Source organism: Actinomycetospora flava, assembly GCF_037400335.1.
Lineage (GTDB): Bacteria > Actinomycetota > Actinomycetes > Mycobacteriales > Pseudonocardiaceae > Actinomycetospora > Actinomycetospora flava.
This window is the reverse complement of the sequence record NZ_JBBEGM010000024.1, coordinates 20,493-43,321: the sequence shown is the minus strand read 5'-3', so window position 1 is coordinate 43,321 and position 22,829 is coordinate 20,493. Positions and strand designations below refer to the sequence as shown.

20 protein-coding genes are annotated in these 22,829 nt (G+C 75.5%); 17 read left to right on the top strand and 3 right to left on the bottom strand.

What is annotated here, in order from left to right; all coding sequences use genetic code 11:
• The first annotated feature begins 75 nt into the window (after window positions 1-75).
• From WCD58_RS32665 to groL, 8 genes are all read left to right on the top strand, one after another.
• Window positions 76-1,539, top strand: coding sequence for an NAD(P)H-hydrate dehydratase (locus WCD58_RS32665; protein WP_337707323.1), 1,464 nt, complete (start codon window positions 76-78; stop codon window positions 1,537-1,539).
• Window positions 1,536-2,696, top strand: a complete 1,161-nt coding sequence (gene alr / locus WCD58_RS32660) for an alanine racemase (RefSeq protein ID WP_337707322.1) — start codon at window positions 1,536-1,538, stop codon at window positions 2,694-2,696. Before WCD58_RS32665 ends, alr begins: the two co-directional genes overlap by 4 nt.
• Window positions 2,689-3,879 (top strand): alpha/beta fold hydrolase, encoded by a 1,191-nt coding sequence (locus WCD58_RS32655; RefSeq protein WP_337707321.1) that lies wholly within the window; start codon window positions 2,689-2,691, stop codon window positions 3,877-3,879. Before alr ends, WCD58_RS32655 begins: the two co-directional genes overlap by 8 nt.
• 4 nt (window positions 3,880-3,883) lie before the next feature.
• A complete protein-coding gene (gene tsaE / locus WCD58_RS32650; RefSeq protein WP_337707326.1) occupies window positions 3,884-4,390 on the top strand; it encodes a tRNA (adenosine(37)-N6)-threonylcarbamoyltransferase complex ATPase subunit type 1 TsaE in 507 nt (168 codons plus the stop codon).
• Between the two features lie 11 nt (window positions 4,391-4,401).
• Entirely contained in the window at window positions 4,402-5,070 is a 669-nt protein-coding gene (gene tsaB / locus WCD58_RS32645) for a tRNA (adenosine(37)-N6)-threonylcarbamoyltransferase complex dimerization subunit type 1 TsaB (RefSeq protein WP_337707320.1), read from the top strand.
• Window positions 5,070-5,561, top strand: a complete 492-nt coding sequence (rimI, locus tag WCD58_RS32640) for a ribosomal protein S18-alanine N-acetyltransferase (protein WP_337707325.1) — start codon at window positions 5,070-5,072, stop codon at window positions 5,559-5,561. Before tsaB ends, rimI begins: the two co-directional genes overlap by 1 nt.
• A gap of 143 nt (window positions 5,562-5,704) precedes the next feature.
• Window positions 5,705-6,001: a co-chaperone GroES gene (gene groES / locus WCD58_RS32635; RefSeq protein WP_507237354.1), complete on the top strand. Its 297-nt coding sequence runs from the start codon at window positions 5,705-5,707 to the stop codon at window positions 5,999-6,001.
• Between the two features lie 98 nt (window positions 6,002-6,099).
• Window positions 6,100-7,731, top strand: coding sequence for a chaperonin GroEL (groL, locus tag WCD58_RS32630; protein WP_337707319.1), 1,632 nt, complete (start codon window positions 6,100-6,102; stop codon window positions 7,729-7,731).
• A 142-nt stretch (window positions 7,732-7,873) separates the two neighbouring features.
• Here groL and WCD58_RS32625 read toward each other — a convergent pair whose 3' ends face one another.
• Window positions 7,874-8,164, bottom strand: coding sequence for a WhiB family transcriptional regulator (locus WCD58_RS32625; protein WP_337707318.1), 291 nt, complete (start codon window positions 8,162-8,164; stop codon window positions 7,874-7,876).
• Window positions 8,165-8,747: 583 nt separating this feature from the next.
• On the opposite strand from WCD58_RS32625, the gene WCD58_RS32620 reads away from it, so the two are divergent.
• The 3 genes from WCD58_RS32620 (at window position 8,748) to WCD58_RS32610 (ending at window position 11,119) form a co-directional block, all read left to right on the top strand.
• Window positions 8,748-9,344, top strand: coding sequence for a response regulator transcription factor (locus tag WCD58_RS32620; protein ID WP_116709579.1), 597 nt, complete (start codon window positions 8,748-8,750; stop codon window positions 9,342-9,344).
• 311 nt (window positions 9,345-9,655) lie between these two features.
• Entirely contained in the window at window positions 9,656-10,234 is a 579-nt protein-coding gene (locus WCD58_RS32615) for a sigma-70 family RNA polymerase sigma factor (protein ID WP_337707317.1), read from the top strand.
• Window positions 10,235-11,119 carry an anti-sigma-D factor RsdA gene (locus WCD58_RS32610; RefSeq protein ID WP_337707316.1) on the top strand — a complete coding sequence of 295 codons (885 nt, stop codon included), beginning with the start codon at window positions 10,235-10,237 and terminating at the stop codon, window positions 11,117-11,119.
• A gap of 68 nt (window positions 11,120-11,187) precedes the next feature.
• On the opposite strand, the gene WCD58_RS32605 is transcribed toward WCD58_RS32610, so the two are convergent.
• A complete protein-coding gene (locus WCD58_RS32605; protein ID WP_337707324.1) occupies window positions 11,188-11,574 on the bottom strand; it encodes a DUF5319 domain-containing protein in 387 nt (128 codons plus the stop codon).
• Between the two features lie 87 nt (window positions 11,575-11,661).
• Between WCD58_RS32605 and guaB the strand changes: the two genes are divergently transcribed.
• The 6 genes from guaB to WCD58_RS32575 all read left to right on the top strand — a co-directional run bounded on the left by guaB (window position 11,662) and on the right by WCD58_RS32575 (window position 21,451).
• The gene (guaB, locus tag WCD58_RS32600; RefSeq protein ID WP_337707315.1) at window positions 11,662-13,167 is read left to right on the top strand and encodes an IMP dehydrogenase; all 1,506 of its coding nucleotides are present in this window, start codon (window positions 11,662-11,664) and stop codon (window positions 13,165-13,167) included.
• An 18-nt stretch (window positions 13,168-13,185) separates the two neighbouring features.
• Window positions 13,186-14,358: a GuaB3 family IMP dehydrogenase-related protein gene (locus WCD58_RS32595; RefSeq protein WP_337707313.1), complete on the top strand. Its 1,173-nt coding sequence runs from the start codon at window positions 13,186-13,188 to the stop codon at window positions 14,356-14,358.
• Between the two features lie 85 nt (window positions 14,359-14,443).
• Window positions 14,444-17,200, top strand: a complete 2,757-nt coding sequence (locus WCD58_RS32590; protein ID WP_337707311.1) for an AAA family ATPase — start codon at window positions 14,444-14,446, stop codon at window positions 17,198-17,200.
• 131 nt (window positions 17,201-17,331) lie between these two features.
• Window positions 17,332-17,496, top strand: a complete 165-nt coding sequence (locus tag WCD58_RS32585) for a hypothetical protein (RefSeq protein ID WP_337707310.1) — start codon at window positions 17,332-17,334, stop codon at window positions 17,494-17,496.
• On the top strand, window positions 17,493-18,215 hold the full coding sequence (locus WCD58_RS32580; protein WP_337707309.1) for a hypothetical protein: 723 nt from the start codon (window positions 17,493-17,495) through the stop codon (window positions 18,213-18,215). The genes WCD58_RS32585 and WCD58_RS32580 overlap by 4 nt, the downstream gene beginning before the upstream one ends.
• Complete coding sequence (locus WCD58_RS32575) at window positions 18,212-21,451, top strand: bifunctional cytochrome P450/NADPH--P450 reductase (protein WP_337707308.1); 3,240 nt, start codon at window positions 18,212-18,214, stop codon at window positions 21,449-21,451. The genes WCD58_RS32580 and WCD58_RS32575 overlap by 4 nt, the downstream gene beginning before the upstream one ends.
• 140 nt (window positions 21,452-21,591) lie before the next feature.
• Here WCD58_RS32575 and WCD58_RS32570 read toward each other — a convergent pair whose 3' ends face one another.
• Window positions 21,592-22,758, bottom strand: a complete 1,167-nt coding sequence (locus tag WCD58_RS32570; RefSeq protein ID WP_337707307.1) for an RtcB family protein — start codon at window positions 22,756-22,758, stop codon at window positions 21,592-21,594.
• Window positions 22,759-22,829 lie beyond the last annotated feature (71 nt).

Genomic DNA, 22,829 nt, shown 5'->3' with positions numbered 1-22,829 from the left:
TTCGCGGGCATTGTGTGGGTTTTCCCGCCATATCGGGCAGCAAACCACTCACATACGGCGGAGGAGGCAGCCGGGGTGTACGGCGTCTGGACGCCCGAGCAGGTGCGCGCGGCCGAGGAGCCGGTGCTGGCGCGGACCCCGGAGGGCGCGCTCATGCGCCGCGCGGCGCGGGGCGTCGCCCAGGTCGCGCTCGCCGAGCTCGAGCGGCGCACCGGCGGCATCAGCGGGCGCCGCGTCGTCGTGCTCGCCGGCGCGGGCAACAACGGCGGCGACGGGCTCTGGGCCGGCTACGAGCTGCGCCGGCGCGGGGTCGCCGTCACCGCCGTGCTGCTCAGCCCGGACCGCGCGCACCCCGAGGGCCTCGCCGCGCTGCGCAGGCAGAAGGGCCGCACCCTCACCCGAGTCGAGTCCGGCGTGCTCGCCGTCGAGCGGGCGGACCTCGTCCTCGACGCGATCGTCGGCACCGGCGCGCGGGGCGGCCTGCGGCCCGAGGCCGCCACGCTCGCGCGGGCCGCCGCCACCGCGGGGATCCCGGTCCTCGCCGTCGACACCCCCAGCGGCGTCGACCCGCTCACCGGGGTGCCCGGCGACCCCGACGGCACAGCCGTCACGGCCGCCGCCACCGTCACCTTCGGCGCCCGCAAGCCGGTCCACGTGCTCGCCGCGCCCCGCTGCGGCCCCGTCACGCTGATCGACATCGGCATCGGCCCGGAGCTGCCGCCCGCCCCGGTGCACGTGCTCGAGGCCGGCGACGTCGGCGCTCGTTGGCCCGTGCCCGGTCCCGGCGACGACAAGTACACCCAGGGCGTCGTCGGCATCGCCGCCGGCAGCGCCACCTACCCGGGCGCCGCGGTCCTCGCGAGCGGCGCGGCGGCGCTCGCGACCAGCGGGATGGTCCGCTACGCGGGCAGCGCCGCCGACGAGGTGCGCGCCGCCTGGCCCGAGATCGTCGCCACCGCCACCGTCGAGGACGCCGGGCGCGTGCAGGCCTGGGTGGTCGGACCCGGTCTGGGCACCGACGACGCCGGCGCGCGCACCCTCGCCCACGTCCTCGACGCCGGCCTGCCCGTGCTCGCCGACGCCGACGCGGTGACGCTGCTCGGGCAGCACGCCGAGCTGCGGGAGAAGGCCGCCGGCAACCCCGTGCTCATCACCCCGCACGCCGGCGAGTTCGCCCGCGTCGCGGAGCTCACCGACGACCGCGTCGACTCCGCCCGGCGCGCCGCCGCCGACCTCGGCGTCACCGTGCTGCTCAAGGGCAACGCCACGATCGTCGCCGCCCCCGACGGCCGCGTGCTGGTGCACCCCGCGGGCAGCGCCTGGCTCGCCACCGCGGGGTCGGGCGACGTGCTCTCCGGCGTCGCCGGCGCGCTGCTCGCCGCCGGCCTCGACCCCTGGTGGGCCGGCGGCTGCGCGGCGTTCGTGCACGCACGGGCGGCCGACATCGGCGCCGGCGCGGCGGACGGACCGGGCTCGCCCGTACCGGCGTCGTCCATCCAGCAGGCCCTGCCCCGCGCGATCCGGGAGGTCCGAGAGTGACGAGACCCCGCGTCGAGGCCCGCATCGACCACGACGCCCTCGCCCACAACGTCGGCCTGCTCGCCGGCCTCGCCCGCGCCTCGGGCGCCGCGACGATGGCCGTGGTCAAGGCCGACGGCTACGGGCACGGGGCGGTCGAGACCGCGCGCACCGCGCTCGCGTCGGGGGCGACCTGGCTCGGCGTCTGCACCCTCGAGGAGGCCGCGCAGCTGCGCGCCGCGGGCATCAGCGCTCCGGTGCTGTCGTGGCTGCACCTGCCCGACGACGACTTCGCGCCCGCCGTCGCCGACGAGGTCGACCTCGGCGTCTCCTCCCGCGCCGAGCTCGAGGGCGTCGTCGCCGGGGCCGGACGGGCGGGTCGCCCGGCGCGCGTGCACCTGAAGATCGACACCGGGCTCAGCCGCAACGGCTGCCCGCCCGAGGCCTGGGGCGACCTCCTCGACGCCGTCGAGGCCGCGCGCGCCGCGGGCGGGGTCGAGGTGGCCGCCGTGTGGTCGCACCTCGCGCACGCCGACGCGCCCGACCACCCCACGATCGACGTCCAGGCGAAACGGCTCGACGAGGCCTGGCGCGCCGCGGGGGAGCGTCTCGGCGGTCAGCGTCCGTGGCGGCACCTCGCGAACTCCGCCGCCACGCTCACCCGTCCGGACCTGCACCTCGACCTCGTCCGGCCCGGGATCGCCGTCTACGGCCTAGACCCCCTGGAGGCCCCCGACCGTCACGGTCTGCGTCCGGTCATGACGTTCCGCACGCGCGTGGCGCTGGTCAAACGCGTGGCCGCCGGGGAAGGTGTGTCCTACGGTCACGAGTGGGTGGCCCCCGACGACCGGGTGCTGGCGCTGGTGCCGACGGGGTACGCCGACGGGGTGCCGCGACGGCTCGGAGGGACGATGACGGTGCAGCTCGCCGGGCGACGCCGCCCGGTCGTGGGCCGCGTGTGCATGGACCAGGTCGTGGTCGACCTCGGCCCCGCCGACGCCTTCCCCGGCGACGTCACCCCCGGCGACGAGGTCCTGCTGTTCGGCCCCGGCGACGCCGGCGAGCCGACCGCCCCGGAGTGGGCGCAGTGGCTCGACACCATCCACTACGAGGTCGTCACCGGCGTCGGCTGTCGTCCGCGCGTGACGCGCACGCACGGGGCGTCCGCGGATGGCTGACAGCAGGGACCACCGGATCTCCCCCGGCGGTGTCGCCGGAGCGGTCGCCGGTGCGGTGATCGGCGGCGCGGCCGCCGCGGGCGCCGTCGGTGCCGGGCGCGCCCGCCACCGCATCCTGCGCCAGCGCGAGCGGCTCTCGGAGGAGGAGAAGGCCCACCCCTCGCAGCTGGGCCTGCTGCCGCCGGGGCGGGAGTCCTCGGTGGCCGCCGACGACGGCGTCCGGCTCTCGGTGGAGGAGGTCGACCCGGTCACCCCGGGCGCGAAGCCCGAGCTGACCGTCGTCCTCGTGCACGGCTTCGCCCTGGACCGCAAGTGCTGGCACTTCCAGCGCCGCATGCTCTCCGAGCTCACCGAGCCCGCCGTGCGCACGGTCCTCTACGACCAGCGCCGCCACGGCCGCTCCGGGCAGGCCGGCGCGCGCTCGTGCACCATCGCCCAGCTCGGCTCGGACCTCGATGCCATCCTGCGCGCCGTCGTGCCCGAGGGGCCGATCGTGCTCGTCGGCCACTCCATGGGCGGCATGACGATCATGGCGCTGGCCGAGCGCAACCCGAAGCTGTTCCGCGAGCGGGTCGCGGGCGTCGCGCTGGTGTGCACGTCGGCGGGCGATGTCATGGCCGGCGGGCTCAAGCAGGCCGTGCTGTCGCACCGCAACCCGACGGTGAACGTCCTCGGCCGCATCGCGCACTGGCAGCCCGCCTTCGCCGACCGGGTGCGCCGCGCCGCGGGCAACGTCATCTGGGCGTTCGTGCAGGGGCTCTCGTTCGGCGACCGCAGCACCGACCCCGCGCTGGTCGACCTCGTCGACCGCACGATCGCGGCCACCCCGCTCGACGCGCTGACGTCGTTCGCCAACACGCTCTCCACCCACAACCGGCGCGCGGCGCTGGCGGGCCTGTCGCAGTGCGAGGTGCTCGTCGCGGGCGGGACGCTGGACCGGATGATCCCCTACGAGCACTCCGAGCTCATCGCGGCGGAGATGCCGCACGCCGAGCTCCTGCCGCTCGAGGGCGCCGGGCACATGGCGATGCTCGAACAGCCCGGGGAGTTCGACGCGGCGCTGCTCGAGCTGCTGCGCCGCTGCACCCACCGCAGCCAGGTCCTGCGGCGCCTGCGCCCCGGCGGCCCCGGCTCCGCCGACCGCCCGCGCCGCGGCCTGCGCCGGCCCCGCCGCCGTGCCTGAGGTGATCACCGACCGCCGCGTCGAGCTCCCCACCGCGGCGGACACGGCGGCCCTGGGACGCGCGATCGGCGCGCGCCTGCGGCCCGGCGACCTCGTCGTGCTCGCGGGCCCGCTCGGTGCCGGCAAGACCTGCCTCGCCGCGGGCGTCGGCGAGGGCCTCGGCGTCGAGGGCCCGGTGACGTCGCCGACCTTCGTCATCGCCCGCGAGCACCCGCCGCTGCCCGCGGCCCTGGGCGGGCGCGGGGTCGTCCTCGTGCACGTCGACGCGTACCGGCTCGGGGTCGGCACCGCCGTCACCCCGGACCCGCGCGAGGTCGCCGCGCAGCTCGACGACCTCGACCTCGACACCGACCTCACCCGCGCCGCCGTCGTGATCGAGTGGGGCGAGGGGGTCGCCGAGCACCTGGTCGCCGAGCACCTGCTCGTGCGCCTCGACCGGACCGGCACCGTCGACGATCCGGAGGCCCGCGAGGCGCACCTCCGCGGACCCGCGCGACTGGTCGGTCCGTAGGGTTCTCCTCCGTGCTCGTCCTGGCCCTCGACACCGCCACCGCCCGCATCACCGCCGGGGTCGTCGAGCTGCCCGACCACGGCGCGCCCGTGACGCTCGCGGCCCGCGACGCCGAGGGCGCCCGCGCGCACGCCGAGCTCCTCGCGCCCGCCGTCGCGGACGCCCTCGCCGAGGCGGGGCGCACGCGCGCCGACCTCGACGCCGTCGTCGCCGGCCTGGGTCCCGGGCCGTTCACCGGCCTGCGCGTCGGGCTCGTGACGGCCGCCGCGATGGGCGACGGCCTCGGCGTCCCGGTGCACGGCGTCCCGACGCACGACGCGCTGGCCGTCGGGGTGCCCGGGCGCCTGCTGGTGGTCACCGACGCCCGCCGCCGCGAGGTCTACTGGAGCCTGTTCGCCGACGGCGTGCGGACCCACGGCCCCGAGGTCGTCGCGCCCGCCGAGCTCGCCGCGCGCCTCGGGCCCGACGGCGACCTCGGCCCCGTCGACCGGGTCGTGGGCGACGCCGCGGAGAAGGTGGGCGCGCCCGGCGACACCCCCGGCCCCCGGCCCGACGGGCTCGTCGCGGTCGCCGCGCCCGCCCTGCGCGCCGGCGCCGACCCCGGCCCCCTGGTGCCGCTGTACCTGCGCCGCCCGGACGCGGTGCCGCCGGGGGCACCGAAGGCGGTCACCCGCTCGTGATCGTCCTCGACGCGCTCGCCCCGGACGACGCCGACCGGTGCGCCGAGCTCGAGGCGATCCTCTTCCCGGGCGACGACCCGTGGAGCGCGCGGGCCTTCCGCGACGAGCTGCGCGCAGGCCACCGCTACCTCGCGGCCCGCGACGAGGGCCTGCTGATCGGCTACGGCGGGGTGGCCCTGCTGCCCGGCCGCCTCGGGCAGCAGGCCGAGGCCGAGATCCACACCATCGGGGTCGACCCCGCCCACCAGGGCCGGGGCATCGGGCGCGCCCTGCTCGACGGGCTGCTCGCCGCCGCCGACGGGATCGGCGCGACGACGTACCTCGAGGTCCGCGTCGACAACGAGGCCGCGCTGGGGCTCTACCGCGGCGTCGGTTTCACCGTGCTGGGTACCCGACGCCGGTACTACACCTCGGGTGCGGACGCCTACACGATGCGACGGCTCCCCGGCGGCGACCCGCCCCCGCCGACACACACGGCCGACCCTCGTTGATGACTTGGCACTCTCGGCGCTAGAGTGCCAATCAGCACGGCGTCGGAGCCGCCTCGGCACCCGCGACGACGGGGCGGACCCCCGGCGCCGTGAAGACAACAGGACGCATCCGCTCCGACCCCAGACAGGTGGAGGTCACCGACGTGGCCAGCGTGAACATCAAGCCGCTCGAGGACAAGCTCGTGGTGCAGGCCAGCGAGGCCGAGACCACGACGGCTTCCGGCATCGTCATCCCGGACACGGCGAAGGAGAAGCCCCAGGAGGGCAAGGTCCTCGCCGTCGGCCCGGGCCGCGTGGACGACAAGGGGAACCGCATCCCCCTCGACGTCGCCGTGGGTGACGTCGTCATCTTCTCGAAGTACGGCGGCACGGAGATCAAGTACAACGGTGAGGACTACCTGGTCCTCTCCTCGCGCGACGTGCTCGCGGTCGTCAACTAGGACCCGTGCGCTCCGCAGGATGACGAACGCCGCCCCGGTGGCCCCGACGGGGCGCCGGGGCGGCGTCGTTTCCGGCGAGCCCGCGAGGAAGGAAGTACGTGCCGAAACAGATCACCTTCGACGAGACCGCTCGCCGCGCGCTCGAGCGCGGTGTCGACCAGCTGGCGCACGCGGTCACCGTGACCCTCGGACCCCGGGGCCGTCACGTCGTCCTGGAGAAGAAGTTCGGTGGTCCGACGATCACCAACGACGGCGTCACCATCGCCCGTGAGATCGAGCTCGACGACCCGTTCGAGAACCTCGGTGCGCAGCTGGCGAAGAACGTCGCGACGAAGACCAACGACGTCGCGGGCGACGGCACGACCACGGCCACCGTCCTCGCGCAGGCGCTCGTCTCCGAGGGCCTGCGCAACCTGGCCGCCGGGGCCAACCCGACGGCGCTCGGTGCCGGCATGCTCGCCGCCACCGAGAAGGTCACCGAGGTCCTGCGCGCCAGGGCCACCCCGGTCGACGGCCGCCAGGGCATCGCCGCCGTCGGCGCGGTCGCCTCGCGCGACCAGACGATCGGCGACCTCATCGGCGAGGCCATGGAGAAGGTCGGCGAGGACGGCGTCATCACCGTCGAGGAGGCCTCGACGCTCGCCACCGAGCTGGAGATCACCGAGGGTCTGCAGTTCGACAAGGGCTACATCTCGCCCTACTTCGTCACCGACAACGACTCGATGGAGGCCGTGCTCGAGGACGCCCAGATCCTCCTGCACCGCGAGAAGATCAGCTCGATCCAGGACCTGCTCCCGCTGCTGGAGAAGGTCGTCGAGGGCGGCAAGCCGCTGCTGATCATCGCCGAGGACGTCGAGGCCGAGGCCCTGTCGACCCTCGTCGTCAACTCCATCCGCAAGACCGTCAAGGTCGCCGCGGTCAAGGCGCCGTTCTTCGGCGACCGACGCAAGGCGTTCCTGGACGACCTCGCGGCGGCCACGGGCGCCACGGTCGTCAACCCCGAGGTCGGCATCAAGCTGTCCGAGGTCGGCCCCGAGGTGCTCGGCACCGCGCGGCGCGCGGTCGTCACCAAGGACGCCACGACCCTCATCGAGGGCGGCGGCCGCCGCGAGACGGTCGACGCCCGCGTCGCCCTGATCCGGCGTGAGATCGAGGAGACCGACTCCGACTGGGACCGCGAGAAGCTGCAGGAGCGGCTGGCGAAGCTCGCCGGCGGCGTCGCCGTCATCAAGGTCGGCGCGGCCACCGAGACCGAGATGAAGGAGCGCAAGCACCGCATCGAGGACGCCATCGCCGCCACCCGCGCGGCCGTGGAGGAGGGCATCGTCCCCGGGGGCGGCAGCGCGCTGCTGCACGCCGCGGCCGAGCTCGCCGACGGCCTCGGCCGCACCGGCGACGAGGCCACCGGCGTGGCCCTCGTGCGCCGGGCGCTCTCGGCGCCGCTCAAGGCCATCGCCCGCAACGCGGGGCTCGAGGGTGCCGTCGTCACCGCCCGCGTCTCCGAGGCGGGCTGGGGCAGCGGCTACGACGCCGCGGCCGAGAAGTACGGCGACCTCATGGCCGCCGGCATCATCGACCCGGTGAAGGTGACGCGCTCCGCCCTGGAGAACGCCACCTCCATCGCCCGCATGGTGCTCACCACGGAGAGCGCCGTCGTGGACAAGCCCGAGGAGGAGGAGCCGGCCGCCGCCGCGGGCGGCCACGGCCACGGGCACGGCCACGGTCACTAGTCGGTCGCGCCAAGGAGATACGGCAGTCAGCCCTCCTTCGTCGCGCTGCCTACCGACCTCCGGCGCGCTCCGGCGCTCGCCGAGTGCGTGAACGAGCGACGGGCCCCCAGCCATCGGCTGGGGGCCCGTTCTCGTGCGTGCCTCAGCCCAGGCGGCGGGGGCGGCCGGTGGCGGCCGCGACGCGCTCGGACTCGGACATCCCGCCCCAGATGCCGTAGGGCTCGCCGGCGGCGATGGCGTGCCGGCGGCAGGGCTCGATGACCGGGCACCCGCGGCAGACCGCCTTGGCGCGCCGCTCACGGTGGGCCCGCGCGGGCCCGCGCTCGCCGTCCGGGTGGAAGAAGAACGTGCTGTCCATGCCCCGGCAGGCCCCGAGTCGCTGCCAGTCCCACACATCAGCGTTGGGTCCGGGCAGCCGGCGGACGTCGGCCATGCGCCACCTCCACGTCGCGTGGACCCGCGGGTCCTGCTGCTGATCGTCACGCTGAGTACGCGCATCGGCGCGGACCGCGACGACCATGACGGACCCTATGGCGGTTGTGCACGACCCGACAAGGGCATGCGACGTGCGCCATTCCCCGATGTATTCATCGCCGAGCGGTCCCCTACATGTCGGGGTGCTTGCCGAACCGGCTCCGATCCGTGATCATTCCCCGCACGCGGAGTACACGGGAGTGTCGCCGGACGGTCGTCACCGGCGGATCTCCGGTCGTCACCGTAGGGTCGCCCGCACGTTGAACAGGGGGAGGGTCGCCACACCGGCCGGTCGGTCCACCAACCGGCGCCGATCAGCCGTGGAGGACCCTCAGCCCCATCGAGGCGTGGCACGTCCTGCGCCCGTCGTATTAGGAGAGCGCATGGACCGGCACGCCGAGCGGGGAGCCGACCGCGGACGTGAACCGGCCGGACGGCGGACCGAATTCGCTCCGGGCGGCGGGTCAAGCTCGTCGCTGAGCGCGCCGATGGGGGAGAGTGCTCGCTCATCGGCTGCAGGGTCGCTGCAGAAAGGAGCTCCCGTGACCACGGTGCTGATCTGCGACGACCGTCGCAGCGTCCGTGAAGGCCTCACCAGGGTGATGTCCGCGGTCCCGGGTGTCCACCGCATCGACTGCGTCGCCCACGGCGACGAACTGCTCACCCGCTTCTCGCGGCAGACGGTCGACGTCGTCCTGGTCGGTACCCAACGCGCGGTGCCCACCGGGGTGGAGGCCACCCGACGCCTCGTCGCCGCCCACCCGCAGGCCAACGTCATCGTCTTCGGTGCCCCCGACGACTCGGGCAGCATCGCCGCGGCGATCGCCGGCGGCGCCCGGGGCTACCTGCGGTGGGACGCGTCCCGGCCCGAGCTGGTCGCGGCGCTCGCCCACACGCTGGCCAGTACCTCGGTGCCCGCGCCGCGCACCCCCGCCGACTCGGGCGTCCAGCTCACCGAGCGGGAGCTGCAGGTGCTGCGCGGGATGGCGCAGGGCAAGAGCAACGGCCAGATCGGCCGGGAGCTCTACCTGTCCGAGGACACGGTGAAGACCCACGCCCGCCGCCTGTTCCGCAAGCTGGGTGTCCGCGACCGTGCGCAGGCCGTCGCGCACGGCTTCCGACGGGGCCTGGTCTCCTGACCGCGTATCGGAACGACGGTCGTTCGGGAAGTCCGGTCGGCCCGCCCCGCGGGGTCCACGCCGACGACGTCCCGACGCCGGTGATCGGCATCCCGCGGGCGGTCCACCGTGCCGCGGACCGGTGGCGTGGCCCGGATCGGGCGAACGCCGCGCCGCGGCCTGGTTCGGGGCCGCAGACCGCCCGGTACGCTGAGTCGACCATGGCGCCCGGCCCTCTCACCTCGGCCGGTGTGCCGGACCGACCGGCGGTGGCACCGACCCCGATGCACACGGCGCCACCGCCCCGCGTAACACCGGGGCCACGTGCAGCGATGACTGACGCAGGGAACGACCTCGAGGGACTGGTCGCCGCCGCCAACGACGGCGACCGCTCGGCCCTCAACCGCGTTCTCGCGATCATCCGGCCGTTGGTCGTGCGGTACTGCCGCGCGCGCATCGGCCGGCAGGAACGGTCATCGGCCTCGGCCGACGACGTGGCCCAGGAGGTGTGCTTGGCCGTGCTCACCGCACTGCCGGGATACCGCGATCAGGGCCGCCCGTTCCTGGCCTTCGTCTACGGCATCGCGGCCCACAAGGTCGTCGACGCCCACCGTTCGGTGGCCCGCAGCCGGTCCGAACCCGTGGAGGAGCTCCCGGAGGAGCTCGATCCCCGGGACGGACCCGAGCAGCGAGCACTCAATGGAGCGTTGTCCGTCCAGATGGGTCAACTCCTCGACACGCTGCCGCCCAAACAGAGGGAAATCCTCGTGCTGCGTGTCGTCGTTGGACTGTCGGCGGAGGAAACCGCGGAAGCGGTCGAGTCCACCCCTGGGGCGGTACGGGTGGCCCAGCACCGGGCGTTGTCGAAACTGCGGACCGCGGTGTCCGCGATCTCGGAAGAGGTGAGTTGAGTGGGCGGCCACCGGGCGTCGGGCGGGTCCGAGGGTGACCTCGTCGACGGCCCCGTCGACCTCGCGGCGGTCCGGGCGGACGACGCCCTGATCGACGCGCTCGCCGGCGGTGCCGGCGCAGCGGGTGACACCGGCGCGTACGGCTTCGGCGGCACCGACGACGACCGCCTCGCGGCGATCCTCGCGGCGTGGCGGGCCGACATCGAGGCCGATCCGATGCCCGAGCTCGTGACGCTCGACGAGGCCGCCGAGGCCGTCGCCGCGGGTCACGAGAGTCGCGACCGGCTGCGTTCGCGGGGCCGGCGGCGGATGCCGTTCGCCATCGCCGCGGTCGCCGCCGCGGTCGCCTGCGCGGGCCTCACGGTCGCGGTGCACGGCGCCATGCCCGGCGACACCCTCTGGGGCGTCTCCAAGGTCTTCTTCTCCGAGCGCGCCCAGGGCGTCGAGCGGGTCGAGGAGGTCCGCAACCGCATCGAGGCCGCCAACGGCGCCCTCGCCCGCGGCGACACCCAGACCGCCCGCCGCGAGCTGGCCCAGGCCAACATCGCCATCCCGCAGGTCGCCCCCGAGCAGCGGGCCCCGCTGGTGGCCGAGCGCGACCGGGTGCAGACGTCGATCGAGAGCGACCCGTCGCCCTCGAGCCGCGAGCCCTCGTCCGGCTCGTCGCAGCGCACGTCCGAGCCCTCCGGCGCGGCGCAGTCGCCGGAGGAGACCCCCGCTCCGGAGCCGGCCGAGCCGGCGGCGCCGCCCGCGGAGGACTCCCCGAGCCCGGAGCCGCAGACGGTCGACCCGTCGACGCGCGGCACGGAGGACCCTCCCGGCACGACGCCGACCCCGAGCGGGATGTCGTCCAGCACCGGGCCGACCTCGCCCACCACGGGCTGACACCCCGCCGAACGCCGAAACGGCCCGGTCCCCCTCGGGGGGCCGGGCCGTTCCGTGTGTGAGGTCTGCTACTCCGCGAGCGTCGCGTCCGCGAAGCCCCGGCAGTACTCCCACGTGACGTAGGCGGCCGGGTCCGGGTCGAACGGGGGCTCGTGCGGGCGCATGTGGCCCTCGTCGAGCAGCTGCTGCAGGCTCGCCCGCAGCAGGTCCCAGTCGTGGTAGTGCTGCTCGGAGCAGTCCTCGCAGTCGACCACCACGCCGCGGATGCCCCGGGGCGCGAGCAGGGCCTCGAACACCGCGAGGTCGCCGAGGTCGGCCACCACCTCGTCGCGCTCGGCGTCGTCGAGGGGCGCGTCGTCGGGAGCGTCGGCGTCCTGTCCCCCGAGCGCGCGAGCGGGGTCCGCGGGGTCTCCCGCGAACGGATCGGGCGGCAGCGCTTCGTAGCCCACGACCAGCAATTTACCCAACCTGCGGCTCGCGTCACCCAGCGGCGGTGTGCGCGCCCGGGGGACCCCGTCGGAGTGCGGACTACGATCGGGGGCATGGTGCTGACGGAGCCCGGTCTGCCCGAGAAGTTCGCGTTGCTCGGACTCACCTTCGACGACGTCATGCTCCTGCCGGGCGAGTCGGACGTGGTGCCCTCCGAGGCGGACACGTCGGCGCGCCTGACGCGCCGGGTCACGCTGCGGGTCCCGCTCGTCAGCTCCGCGATGGACACCGTCACGGAGTCCCGCATGGCGATCGCGATGGCGCGCCAGGGCGGCATGGGCGTGCTGCACCGCAACCTCCCGGCCGAGGAGCAGGCGGCCCAGGTCGAGGTGGTCAAGCGGTCCGAGGCCGGCATGGTGACCGACCCCGTGACGTGCTCGCCGGACGACACCCTCGCCGACGTCGACGCGCTGTGCGCCAAGTTCCGGATCTCCGGGCTGCCCGTCGTCGACGAGGGCGGGCGCCTGGTCGGCATCATCACCAACCGGGACATGCGCTTCGAGGTCGACCACTCGCGCCGGGTGCGCGAGGTGATGACCGCCGAGGACCTCGTCACCGCGCAAGTCGGCGTCACCGCCGAGGCCGCCCTCGGGCTGCTGCGCCGCCGCAAGATCGAGAAGCTGCCCCTGGTCGACGGTGCGGGCATCCTGCGCGGCCTCATCACCGTCAAGGACTTCGTCAAGACCGAGCAGTACCCCCTCGCGACCAAGGACCCCGACGGCCGGCTGCTCTGCGGCGCCGCGGTGGGTGTCGGTGACGACGCGTGGTCGCGGGCCATGGCGCTGGTCGACGCCGGGGTGGACGTGCTCGTCGTCGACACCGCGCACGGCCACTCGCGGGCGGTCACCGCGATGGTGGCCAAGCTCAAGCAGGAGCTCGGCGAGCGGGTCGAGGTCGTCGGCGGCAACGTCGCCACGCGCGCCGGCGCCCAGGCGCTGGTGGACGCGGGCGCGGACGCGGTGAAGGTCGGCGTCGGCCCCGGCTCGATCTGCACCACGCGCGTCATCGCCGGCGTCGGCGTCCCGCAGATCACCGCGATCCACGAGGCCGCGGCCGCCGCCGCGCCGCACGGCGTCCCGATCATCGGGGACGGCGGCCTGCAGTCCTCCGGCGACATCGCGAAGGCCCTCGCGACCGGCGCCGGCACCGTCATGCTGGGCTCGCTGCTCGCGGGCACGGCCGAGACGCCCGGCGACCTGGTGCTGCTCGACGGCAAGCAGTTCAAGACCTACCGCGGCATGGGCTCGCTCGGCGCCATGCGCAGCCGCGGGCAGCAGGGCTCCTACTCCAAGGACCGCTACTTCCAGGACGACGTGCTCTCCGACGACAAGCTGGTGCCCGAGGGCGTCGAGGGCCGCGTACCCTTCCGGGGGCCGCTGGCCCAGGTGGCCCACCAGCTCGTCGGCGGACTGCGGGCGGCGATGGGCTACACGGGCTCGCGGACCATCGACGAGTTGCAGCGAGCGCACCTCGTCCGCATCACCGCGGCCGGGCTCGCCGAGTCGCACCCGCACCACGTCACGATGACCGCCGAGGCGCCGAACTACGGCGCGCGTTAGCAGGGAGAGGGCCGCCGCGTGCGCGAGCAGGTCGAGATCGGGCGGAACCGCAGCGCCCAGCGCAGCTACGTCTTCGACGACCTCGACATCGTCCCGTCGCGGCGCACCCGGTCGTCGTCGGCGGTCTCGACGGCCTGGCAGCTCGACGCCTACCGCTTCGAGCTCCCGCTGCTGACCCACCCGACCGACGCGGTCGTCAGCCCGGTCACCGCGGCGCGGGTCGGCGAGCTCGGCGGGCTCGGCGTGCTCAACGCCGAGGGGCTGTGGGCCCGGCACGCCGAGACGGAGAAGGTGCTCGGCGAGGTCATCACCCGCGCCGCCACCGACCCGGCCGAGGCCGTCGCGGAGCTGCAGCGCCTGCACGCCGCGCCCGTCCAGCCCGCCCTGCTCACCGAGGCGCTCGACCGCCTCCGTGCCGCGGGGGCCACGGTCGCCGCCCGCGTCAGCCCCCAGCACGCCCGCGAGCTCACGCCGACGCTGCTGGCGGCGGGCGTCGAGGTGCTGGTCGTGCAGGGCACGATCATCTCGGCGGAGCACGTACCGGGAGACGGAGCGCAGCGGAGCTCGACCTCGGAGGACGGCCCCGGCGCCGGTGGCGAGCCGCCGCTCGACCTCGAGGACTTCATCGAGGGCCTCGACATCCCCGTGGTCGCGGGCGGTGTCGGTGATTACCGCACGGCGATGCACGTCATGCGTACCGGCGCCGCCGGGGTGATCGTCGGCTACGGGCAGGCGGCGGCGACCACCACCGACGACGTGCTCGGGATCGGTGTCCCGATGGCGACGGCGCTCGTCGACGCGGCCGCCGCGCGCCGCGACTACCTCGACGAGACCGGCGGGCGCTACGTGCACGTCATCGCCGACGGCGCGATGAGCACGTCCGGCGACATCGCCAAGGCCATCGCCTGCGGCGCCGACGCCGTGATGCTCGGCGAGCAGCTCGCCGCGGCCGAGGAGGCCCCGGGCGGCGGCTGGTACTGGACGCCGTCGGCGGCGCACCCGTCGCTGCCCCGCAGCGGCATCACCCGCGTGCCCACCGTGGCGCCCGACCTCGCGACCGTGCTCACCGGCCCCGCCCGCTCGGGCGCCGGCACGATGAACCTCTTCGGCGCCCTGCGTCGCGCGATGGCCAAGACCGGCTACTCCGACCTCAAGGAGTTCCAGCGGGTGGGGCTGTCGGTCCGTCGCTGACCGGGGCGGGCACGCTCGGCAACCGGGCGGTTTCCCACGGAAGTGTTCCTGGACAGACCGCGAAGGGTGCGCTTCGTTCTGAATCATGACGACGCGCCGCGAGCCCGCGTGGTCGCGGCGCGCCGTCGCGACACCGGTCTTCGTGGGCCGGCGGGGTCCGCTCGCCGTGGTCGACCGCGCGTGGGAGGACGCGCGCGCGGGCCGTCCGGCCGTGGTGTGGGTCGAGGGCGAGGCGGGCGCGGGCAAGACCGCGTTCCTGGCGCGTGCGGCCGCCGGGCGGCGCGCGGCCGCCGGGCTCACCGCCACGGGTGACTCCGCCGAGTCCGCGCTCGCGCACGGCCTGCTCGACCAGCTCATCGCCGGCCTGCCGCCCGCGCTCCTCGACCGCTTCCCGCTCCTGCGCCCCGACCGCGCCCCGCGGGCCGACCCGCTGGCCGTCGGGGCGGACCTGCTCGGGGCGCTCGGCGCGCTGCCGGACGACGACCCGGTGCTCGTCGTGCTCGACGACGTGCAGTGGGCCGACCCGGCGTCGGTGCGGGCGCTGGTGTTCGCGCTGCGGCGCCTGCGCCACGACCGGGTCCTCGTCCTCGCGGGGTTCCGCAGCCCCGCGGGCGGGCTCGGGGACGACGCGGCGGACGGCGCGGACGCCTGGTGGGAGAGGCTGGCGGTGACCGGGGAGCGGGTCCGTCTCGAGGGCCTGGACCCCGGCGAGCTCTCGGAGCTGGCGGCGGCGCTGGGCCAGCCGCTGGGCTCGACGGGCGCGGCGGAGCGGCTCTGGCGGCACACGCGCGGCCACCCGCTGCACGCGCGCACGCTGCTCGAGGAGCTGCCGGCCGAGGTGCTCGCGGGGACCGCCGACGTGCTGCCCGCCCCGCGCAGCCTGCCCTCGGTGCTGCTGGTGCGCCTGTCCCGGGCCGCGGCCCCGACCGCCGCCCTCGTCTGCGCGGCGGCCGTGCTGGGCGAGAGCACCCCGCTCGCGCTCGCCGCGGCCGTCGCGGGCCTCGACGACCCCGGCGAGGCGCTCGACGAGGCCGTCGGGCTCGGTCTCGTGGAGGAGCGGCCCGGCGGGCCGCCGGTGCGGATCGGGTTCGTGCACCCGCTGGTGCGCGCGGCCGTGCGCGGCGACCTGCCCCCGGCGCGGCGCCGGGCCCTGCACGCCGCCGCGGCCTCCCGGATGGCCGGCCGGGCCGCGCTGGACCACCGGATCGCGGCCGCCGCCGGCCCCGATCCGCGCCTCGCCCTCGAGATCGAGGAGCTGGTCGCGGCCCCCGGCGCCGCCCTCGCCGGCGCCGAGGCCGCCGACCTGCTGCGCGCGGCGGCGGACCTGTCCACCGAGCCCGACGACCGCGAGCGCCGGCTCCTCGCGGCCACGTCGCGGCTCATCGGCGACGGCGAGATCGCGCGGGCGGTGGCCCTCGCCGACGCCGTCGAGGGCTGCCGGCCGGGACCCTGGCGCTCGGCGGTGCTCGGCCAGCTCGCGCTGTTCACCGGCCGCTTCGGCGTGGCGCGGCAGTGGTTCGAGGCGGCGCTCGCGACGGAGCCGTCGGACCCCGGCGAGGAACGCCCCGGCGACCGGGCGCGCGCCGGCGCCGCCGCCCACCTCGCGATCCTGCACCTGCTGCACGGCGACCCGGAGCGCGCCGTGGCCACCGCCGGGGTCGCCCTGTCCCAGGGTGCGCGGGGCGACGACGTGCGCCTGCCGGGCGGGCTGGCGCTGGTGCTCGGGCTCGCCGCGCTGGGCCGCCGCGACGACGCCCGCGCCGTGCTGGGAGGCGCCACCGGCGGCGAGGGCCGGCCGCCCCTGGTCGACGCGCTCATCGTGCGGGGCATGCTCGCGGCCCTCGCCGGCGACGACCCCGCCGCCGCCGCGGACCTCGACGAGGCCGTGCAGCGGGCCCGCGCGGGCGAACCGGTGCGCGGCCTGGCGCTCGCGCTGGCCTTCCGGCCCGCGGTCGCCGACCGCACCGGCGCGCCCGACGGCGTCGTCGAGGGCTTCGAGCTCGCCGTGACCCTCGCCCGCGACGGCGGCACCGCGCTGCCCGGCGCGCTCGCCCACGCCTTCGCCGCCGAGGCGCTGGCGGTGCGCGGGCGCGCCGACGAGGCCCGGACGCACCTCGCGGCCGCGGCGGCATCGGGGCCGCGCTGGTGGGGGGTCGACGTCTGCGCGGCGATCGCCGCGGCGCGCCTCGCCGAGGTGGCCGACGATCCCGCCGGCGTCCTCGAGGCGCTGGCGCCGACGCGCGACCCGGGCGTGCGGGCGCTCGCCGACGGGCTCGGGATGCTCGCGCCGCGGGTGCTCGAGACCGAGGCGCTGCTGGCCCTGGGGCGCACCGGCGAGGCGGCCGAGTCCCTCGCCGCGCTGGAGGAGCGGGCGGCCGGGCGGCACCGCGTGGACGCCGCCCGGCTGCGCCTGGGCGTGCACGGCGGCCGGCCGCGCTCGGTGGCCGAGGCGGGCGCCGACGGGATCGCCGCGCCGCACGCGGTCGCGCGCCTGGAGACCGAGATCGGGCGGCGCCTGCTCGCGGCCGGCGAGCGGCGCGCGGGCGTCGACCTGCTCCGCGGCGCCCGCGACACCCTCGGCCGGCTCGGCGCCGCGCCGTGGCGGGCGCGCTGCGAGGAGCTCCTGCACACCGCCGGGCTGACACCGGCGCCGGACGAGGCCCTCGGCCTCACCCCGCACGAGGAGGCCGTCGTCGCCCTCGTCGCGCGCGGCCTGACCAACCGCGAGATCGGCCGCGACCTCTACATCACCCCGCGCACCGTCGCGTACCACCTGTCGAACGTCTACGCGAAGCTCGGCGTCGCCTCCCGGCGCGAGCTGGTCCGCCTCCGCCCCACGTGAGCACTTTCCGGGCCCATGGGCCCGGAAAGTGCTCACATCGGCACCGGACTGGAAACCGGACTGGAAGGTCCGGACGGGGCGCACGACCCCTCCCGCGGCGCACGCTCGACGGCGTCGAGGAGGAGGTCCCCATGCACCTGTCGGTCGATCTCCTCCGCACGTCCGACGGGCGACTGGAGGGCATCGTGATCACCGAGACCGGCCGCGAGCAGGCCTTCTCGGGCACGCTCGACCTGCTGCGGATCCTCGAGGACCTGCAGCCCGAGCGGCCCGGTGACGACTGGCGGACGCCGTGAAGCCGGCGACACCGCGCCTCGCCGCGGTGCTGGGCGTCCTGTTCGCGGCGCTGTTCGTGGCGGCCATGCTGACCGTGAACAACGTGCCGCACCTCAGCGCCCCGGTCACCGACTACGGCGCGTTCTACGACGGTGCCGGCAACACCGTGGTCACCGCCGTCGCGATCTACCTCGTGCCGCTGGCCGGGATCGCGTTCCTCTGGTTCGCCGTGGCGCTGCGCTCGGTGCTCGACGGGCTGGAGACGCACCCGTCGGCGATGGCGCACGGCCTCAACCTGCTCTCCGGCGTGGTGTTCGTCGCGCTGCTCTTCGGCGGCACCGCGGCGATGGCGACGCCGGTGCTGCTGACCACCATCGGGGGCGGCGCGCCGCTCGACCCGGAGATCACGCGGGGGCTCTCGGCGCTCGGCTACGGCCTGGTCTTCCTGTTCTCGGTGCGCGGCGCGGGCATGTTCGCGCTGACCACGACCACGCTGCTGACCGGTGCGGGCGTCATGCCGCGCGCCGCCGCGGTCGTCTCGTACCTCCTCGCGACCTGGCTCCTGCTCACCGCGACCGACCACCCCGCGAGCCTGCTCGTCCTGCCGGCCTGGGTGCTGCTCATCGCCGTCGTGCTGCTGCGCCACGACCGCCGGCAGCGCCGCGCGGCCGCGCCGCCGTCCGAGGCGCCCACCCCCGTCCCGACCCCCGTCCCGACCCCGAGGAGCGAGCCGTCATGACCACCACCGCCCACCCGCTCTCGGACGTCCCCGGGCCGAAGCCGCTGCCGGTCATCGGCAACGCCCGGGACATCGACACGCACCGGCTGATCCAGAGCATCATGGAGCTGGCGGACGAGTACGGCCCGATCTTCCAGCTGCACACGCCCGGCGGCACCACGTACGTCGTCTCCGGCCTCGAGATGGTCCAGGACCTCTGCGACGACGGCCGCTTCGACAAGCTCGTCGGCACCGGTCAGCGGGAGATCCGCAAGACCCACACCAGCGCCGGGCTCTTCACGGCCGACACCGCCGACCCGCTGTGGAAGTCCGCGCACGACATCCTGCTGCCGAGCTTCTCGACCTGGGCGATGAAGGGCTACGTCGACCCGATGGTCGACATCGCGCAGCAGCTGATGCTCAAGTGGGAGCGGCTCAACCCCGACGAGCCGATCGACGTCGCCGGCGACATGACGCGGCTGACGCTCGACACCATCGCGCTGTGCGGCTTCGGCTACCGCTTCAACTCCTTCTACCGCGACACCCAGCACCCCTTCGTCGAGGCGATGATGGAGTCGCTCTCGGAGAGCCTCAAGCGCCAGCAGATGCTCCCGATCCAGGTCAAGCTCCGCCGCGGGGCACAGCGGCGCTTCCTCGCCAACGCGAAGTTCATGGACGACACGATCGACAAGATCGTCAAGGAGCGGCGCGCGTCGGGGGAGCCCGGGACCGACCTGCTCGGGCACATGCTCGTCGGCACCGACAAGCAGGGGAACACGCTGCCCGACCACAACATCGTGGCGCAGTGCGGCACCTTCCTCATCGCCGGCCACGAGACGACGAGCGGTCTCCTGTCGTTCGCGATCGCGTACCTGCTCAAGAACCCCGACGTCGTCGCCCGCGCCCAGGACGAGGTCGACCGCGTGCTGGGCACCGACCCGGGCGCGGCGCCGACCGTGGCCCAGATCGGCCGCCTCGGCTACGTCCGCCAGATCCTCGACGAGACACTGCGGCTCTGGCCGACGGCGCCCGCGTTCACGCGCCAGGCCCGGACGCCGGGGGAGTCGGTCGGCGGGTACGGCCCGTTCGACCCGGGCACGGGGATCGTCGCGCTGACCCCGATGCTGCACCGGCTGACCGAGGTGTGGGGCCCCGACGCGCGGGAGTTCAACCCCGACCACATGGCCCCGGAGCGCCTCGACGCGCTGCCGCCGAACGCCTACCGGCCCTTCGGGTCCGGACAGCGGGCCTGCATCGGGCGGCAGTTCGCGCTGCAGGAGGCGGTCCTGGTGCTCGGGATGGTCCTGCAGCGCTTCGACCTCGTCGACCACGCGAACTACGAGTTGAAGATCAAGGAGTCGCTGACGATCAAGCCCGAGGGGCTCACGATCACCGTGCGGCCCCGGGACGGGCGCACCTGGGGATCGGCCGCGCGCCCGGCGGCGGTGGCCGCGGCGGAACCCCGCCCCGCGACCCTGCCCGTCGCCCCCACCGACCGGCACGGCACGCCGCTCCTGGTGCTGTTCGGCTCCAACCTCGGCGCGGCCGAGGACCTCGCCACCCGCGTCGCCCGCGACGGCACCGACCGCGGCTACACCGCCCGGACCGCGGCGCTCGACGAGGCCGTCGGCGAGCTGCCGACCGAGGGCGCCGTGGTGGTCGTGACGTCGTCGTACAACGGCGAGCCGCCGGACAACGCGGGGAAGTTCTGCGCGTGGCTGGACTCCGACGCCGCGTCGGCGACGGGCGTGAGGTACACCGTGTTCGGGTGCGGCAACCGCGACTGGGCCGCGACCTACCAGGCCGTGCCGACGCGTGTCGACGCCGGCCTCGAGGCGAAGGGCGGCACCCGCGTCTACCCGCGCGGCGAGGGCGACGCCCGCGGCGACTTCGACTCGCAGTTCGAGGACTGGTACCGCGGCCTGTGGGACGGCCTGGGGTCGGCGCTGGGGCTCGACGCGTCGACGACCGCGACCGGCGGGGGCGGCCCGCGGCTGACCGTGGCGCTCGAGCAGCGCCGGACCGCGAGCCCGGTGCTGCAGTCCTACCGGGGGCAGGCGGCGACGGTGCGCGTCAACCGGGAGCTCACCGCCCGGGCGGGCACGCCGGGCGGGCGCTCGGTGCGCCACCTCGAGATCGCCATGCCCACGGGCGCCACCTACGGCACCGGCGACCACCTCGGCGTGCTGCCCCGCAACCCGATCGGGCTGGTCAACCGGGTCATCGCGCGCTTCGGGCTCGACGGCGGCCAGTTCGTCACGCTGACCGCGAACGGCGCCGCGCCGACCCACCTGCCCGTCGGCGAGGCCTACCCGCTGCTCGCGATCCTCGCCGGCTGCGTCGAGCTGCAGGACGTGGCGCCCCGCGCCGGCCTCGCGGCGATGGCGGCGGCGATGCCCCCCGGCGCGCCGCGCGACGAGCTCGCGGGGCTCGCGGGCACCGACGACGAATCCAAGGCCCGGTACCGGGAGCAGATCGCGAAGCCGCGCCGGACGCTGCTCGAGCTGCTCGAGGCGCACCCGGACTGCGCGCTCACGTTCGCGGACTTCCTCGACCTGCTGCCGCCCCTGCGCCCGCGCTTCTACTCGATCTCCTCGTCGCCGCAGGTGTCCTCGGACGTCGCGCTGACGGTCGGGGTGCTCGAGGGCCCGGCGCGGGCGGGGGACGGGTCGACGTTCCGGGGCGTGTGCTCCGGGCACCTCGACCAGGTCCCCGAGGGCGGCACGGTGTTCACGTTCGTGCGCAGCCCCAGCATCGCGTTCCGCCCGCCGGAGAACCCGCACGTCCCGATGATCATGGTCGGGGCGGGGACGGGGATGGCGCCGTTCCGCGGGTTCCTGCAGGAGCGCGAGTCGCTGCGGGCCAAGGGTGTGCCGATCGCGCGGTCGCTGCTGTTCCTCGGCTGCCGCGACCCCGAGGACGACCTGCTCTACGCCGACGAGCTCGCGGCGTTCGAGAAGGCGGGCGTGGCGACGCTGTACCCGGCGTACTCGCGGGTGTCGGGCTACCCGTACCGCTACGTCCAGCACGCGCTCGAGGGCGCCGCCGACGACGTGTGGGCCGCGATGCAGCAGGACGCCGTCGTCTACGTGTGCGGCAACGCCTCCACCATGGCGCCGGGCGTGCGCGCGGCCCTGGTCTCGGTGTTCCGCGCGAAGACCGGCACCGGCGAGGCCGACGGCGAGGCCTGGCTCGCGGGGCTGCGGGCGTCCAACCGCTACCTCGAGGACATCTGGGGCGAGACCGCGGTGGTGTAGGCGCGGAGCACCCCCGGCGCCGCGCCCGCCGGTTCCGACCGAAGGGCCCCTTCGCTCAGCGACGGCGGCGGGTCAGTGGGCTGAGCACCGGGGGACGCCGCCGACCCAGGGGCGTCCCCCGGCTCCCGGCCGGGTCCTGCTCAGGTGCCCTTCACGTTCACGATCTGGCGCAAGGTGTGCCGGACCTCGACGAGGTCGGCGGCGTCGGCCATGACCACGTCGACGTCCTTGTAGGCCGCCGGGATCTCGTCGAGGAACGCGTCGGTGTCCCGGAACTCGATGCCCGCCATGGCCTCCCGCAGCTGCTCGTGGGTGAAGGTCTTCCGGGCCTTGGTCCGCGAGTACGCCCGGCCCGCCCCGTGGGGCGAGCTGTGCAGCGAGGTCGGCTCGCCCTTGCCGGTCACGACGTAGGACGCCGTGCCCATCGACCCGGGGATGAGGCCGTCCCGGCCCGCGGCGGCGTCGATGGCGCCCTTCCGCGAGACCCAGACCTGCTCGCCGAAGTGCTCCTCGGACTCCGTGTAGTTGTGGTGGCAGGAGATCCGCTCCTGCTCCACGACGTCGGTGCCGACGAACTCCGCGGTCTGCCGCACGACCCGGTCCATCATCTCCTCGCGGTTGAGCAGCGCGTAGTGCTGCGCCCACCGCAGCTCGCGGATGTAGGTCCAGAACTCGTCGGTGTCCTCGGTGAGGTAGGCGAGGTCGTGGTCGGGCAGGTCGACCCCGGCGCAGGCCTCGCGGGCCACGGCGGTGTGCCGCTGCGCGATCTTGTTGCCGACGCCCCGCGAGCCGGAGTGCAGGAACAGCCACACCCGGTCGGCCTCGTCGACGGTGACCTCGATGAAGTGGTTGCCGCTGCCCAGCGTGCCGAGCTGCGCCTCCCACCCCTTCTTGTCGTGCGACGGGTCGAACCCGGCCTCCTCGGCGAGCTTCGTCAGCTCCTCGACCCGCGGCACGGCGGTCGCCACCACCTTGCGGTTGTGGTGCCCCGCGCCGAGCGGGATCGCCCGCTCGATCGCCTCCCGCAGCGGGGCGAGCGAGCCCCTCGCGCGGATCTCGGACACGTCGAACTGCGTCCGCACCGCCGCCATGCCGCAGCCGATGTCGACGCCCACCGCCGCCGGCATGATCGCCCGCAGGGTCGGGATCACCGACCCGACGGTCGCGCCCCGGCCGAGGTGCGCGTCGGGCATCAGCGCGAGGTGCGGGTGGATGAACGGCATCGTCGCGGTGCGCTCGGCCTGCTCGCGGGTGCCGTCGTCGAGGATCGAGGCCCAGTTCAGCAGGCGCTCGTTGATCTTCTCCATGGCCGGTCGTCTCCCCTCCGCGGCTCGGGTGCCTGCGGTCCGGGAGGTGACGGTAGCCACGAGGCCCGCGG

Excerpts from the sequence above, each read along its gene's own strand:
- WCD58_RS32590 (WP_337707311.1), top strand. The coding sequence starts at position 14,444 with ATGACGACGCGCCGCGAGCCCGCGTGGTCGCGGCGCGCCGTCGCGACA.
- guaB (WP_337707315.1), top strand. The coding sequence starts at position 11,662 with ATGGTGCTGACGGAGCCCGGTCTGCCCGAGAAGTTCGCGTTGCTCGGA.
- WCD58_RS32655 (WP_337707321.1), top strand. The coding sequence starts at position 2,689 with ATGGCTGACAGCAGGGACCACCGGATCTCCCCCGGCGGTGTCGCCGGA.
- WCD58_RS32570 (WP_337707307.1), bottom strand. The coding sequence starts at position 22,758 with ATGGAGAAGATCAACGAGCGCCTGCTGAACTGGGCCTCGATCCTCGAC.
- WCD58_RS32585 (WP_337707310.1), top strand. The coding sequence starts at position 17,332 with ATGCACCTGTCGGTCGATCTCCTCCGCACGTCCGACGGGCGACTGGAG.
- WCD58_RS32625 (WP_337707318.1), bottom strand. The coding sequence starts at position 8,164 with ATGGCCGACGTCCGCCGGCTGCCCGGACCCAACGCTGATGTGTGGGAC.
- WCD58_RS32575 (WP_337707308.1), top strand. The coding sequence starts at position 18,212 with ATGACCACCACCGCCCACCCGCTCTCGGACGTCCCCGGGCCGAAGCCG.
- WCD58_RS32615 (WP_337707317.1), top strand. The coding sequence starts at position 9,656 with ATGACTGACGCAGGGAACGACCTCGAGGGACTGGTCGCCGCCGCCAAC.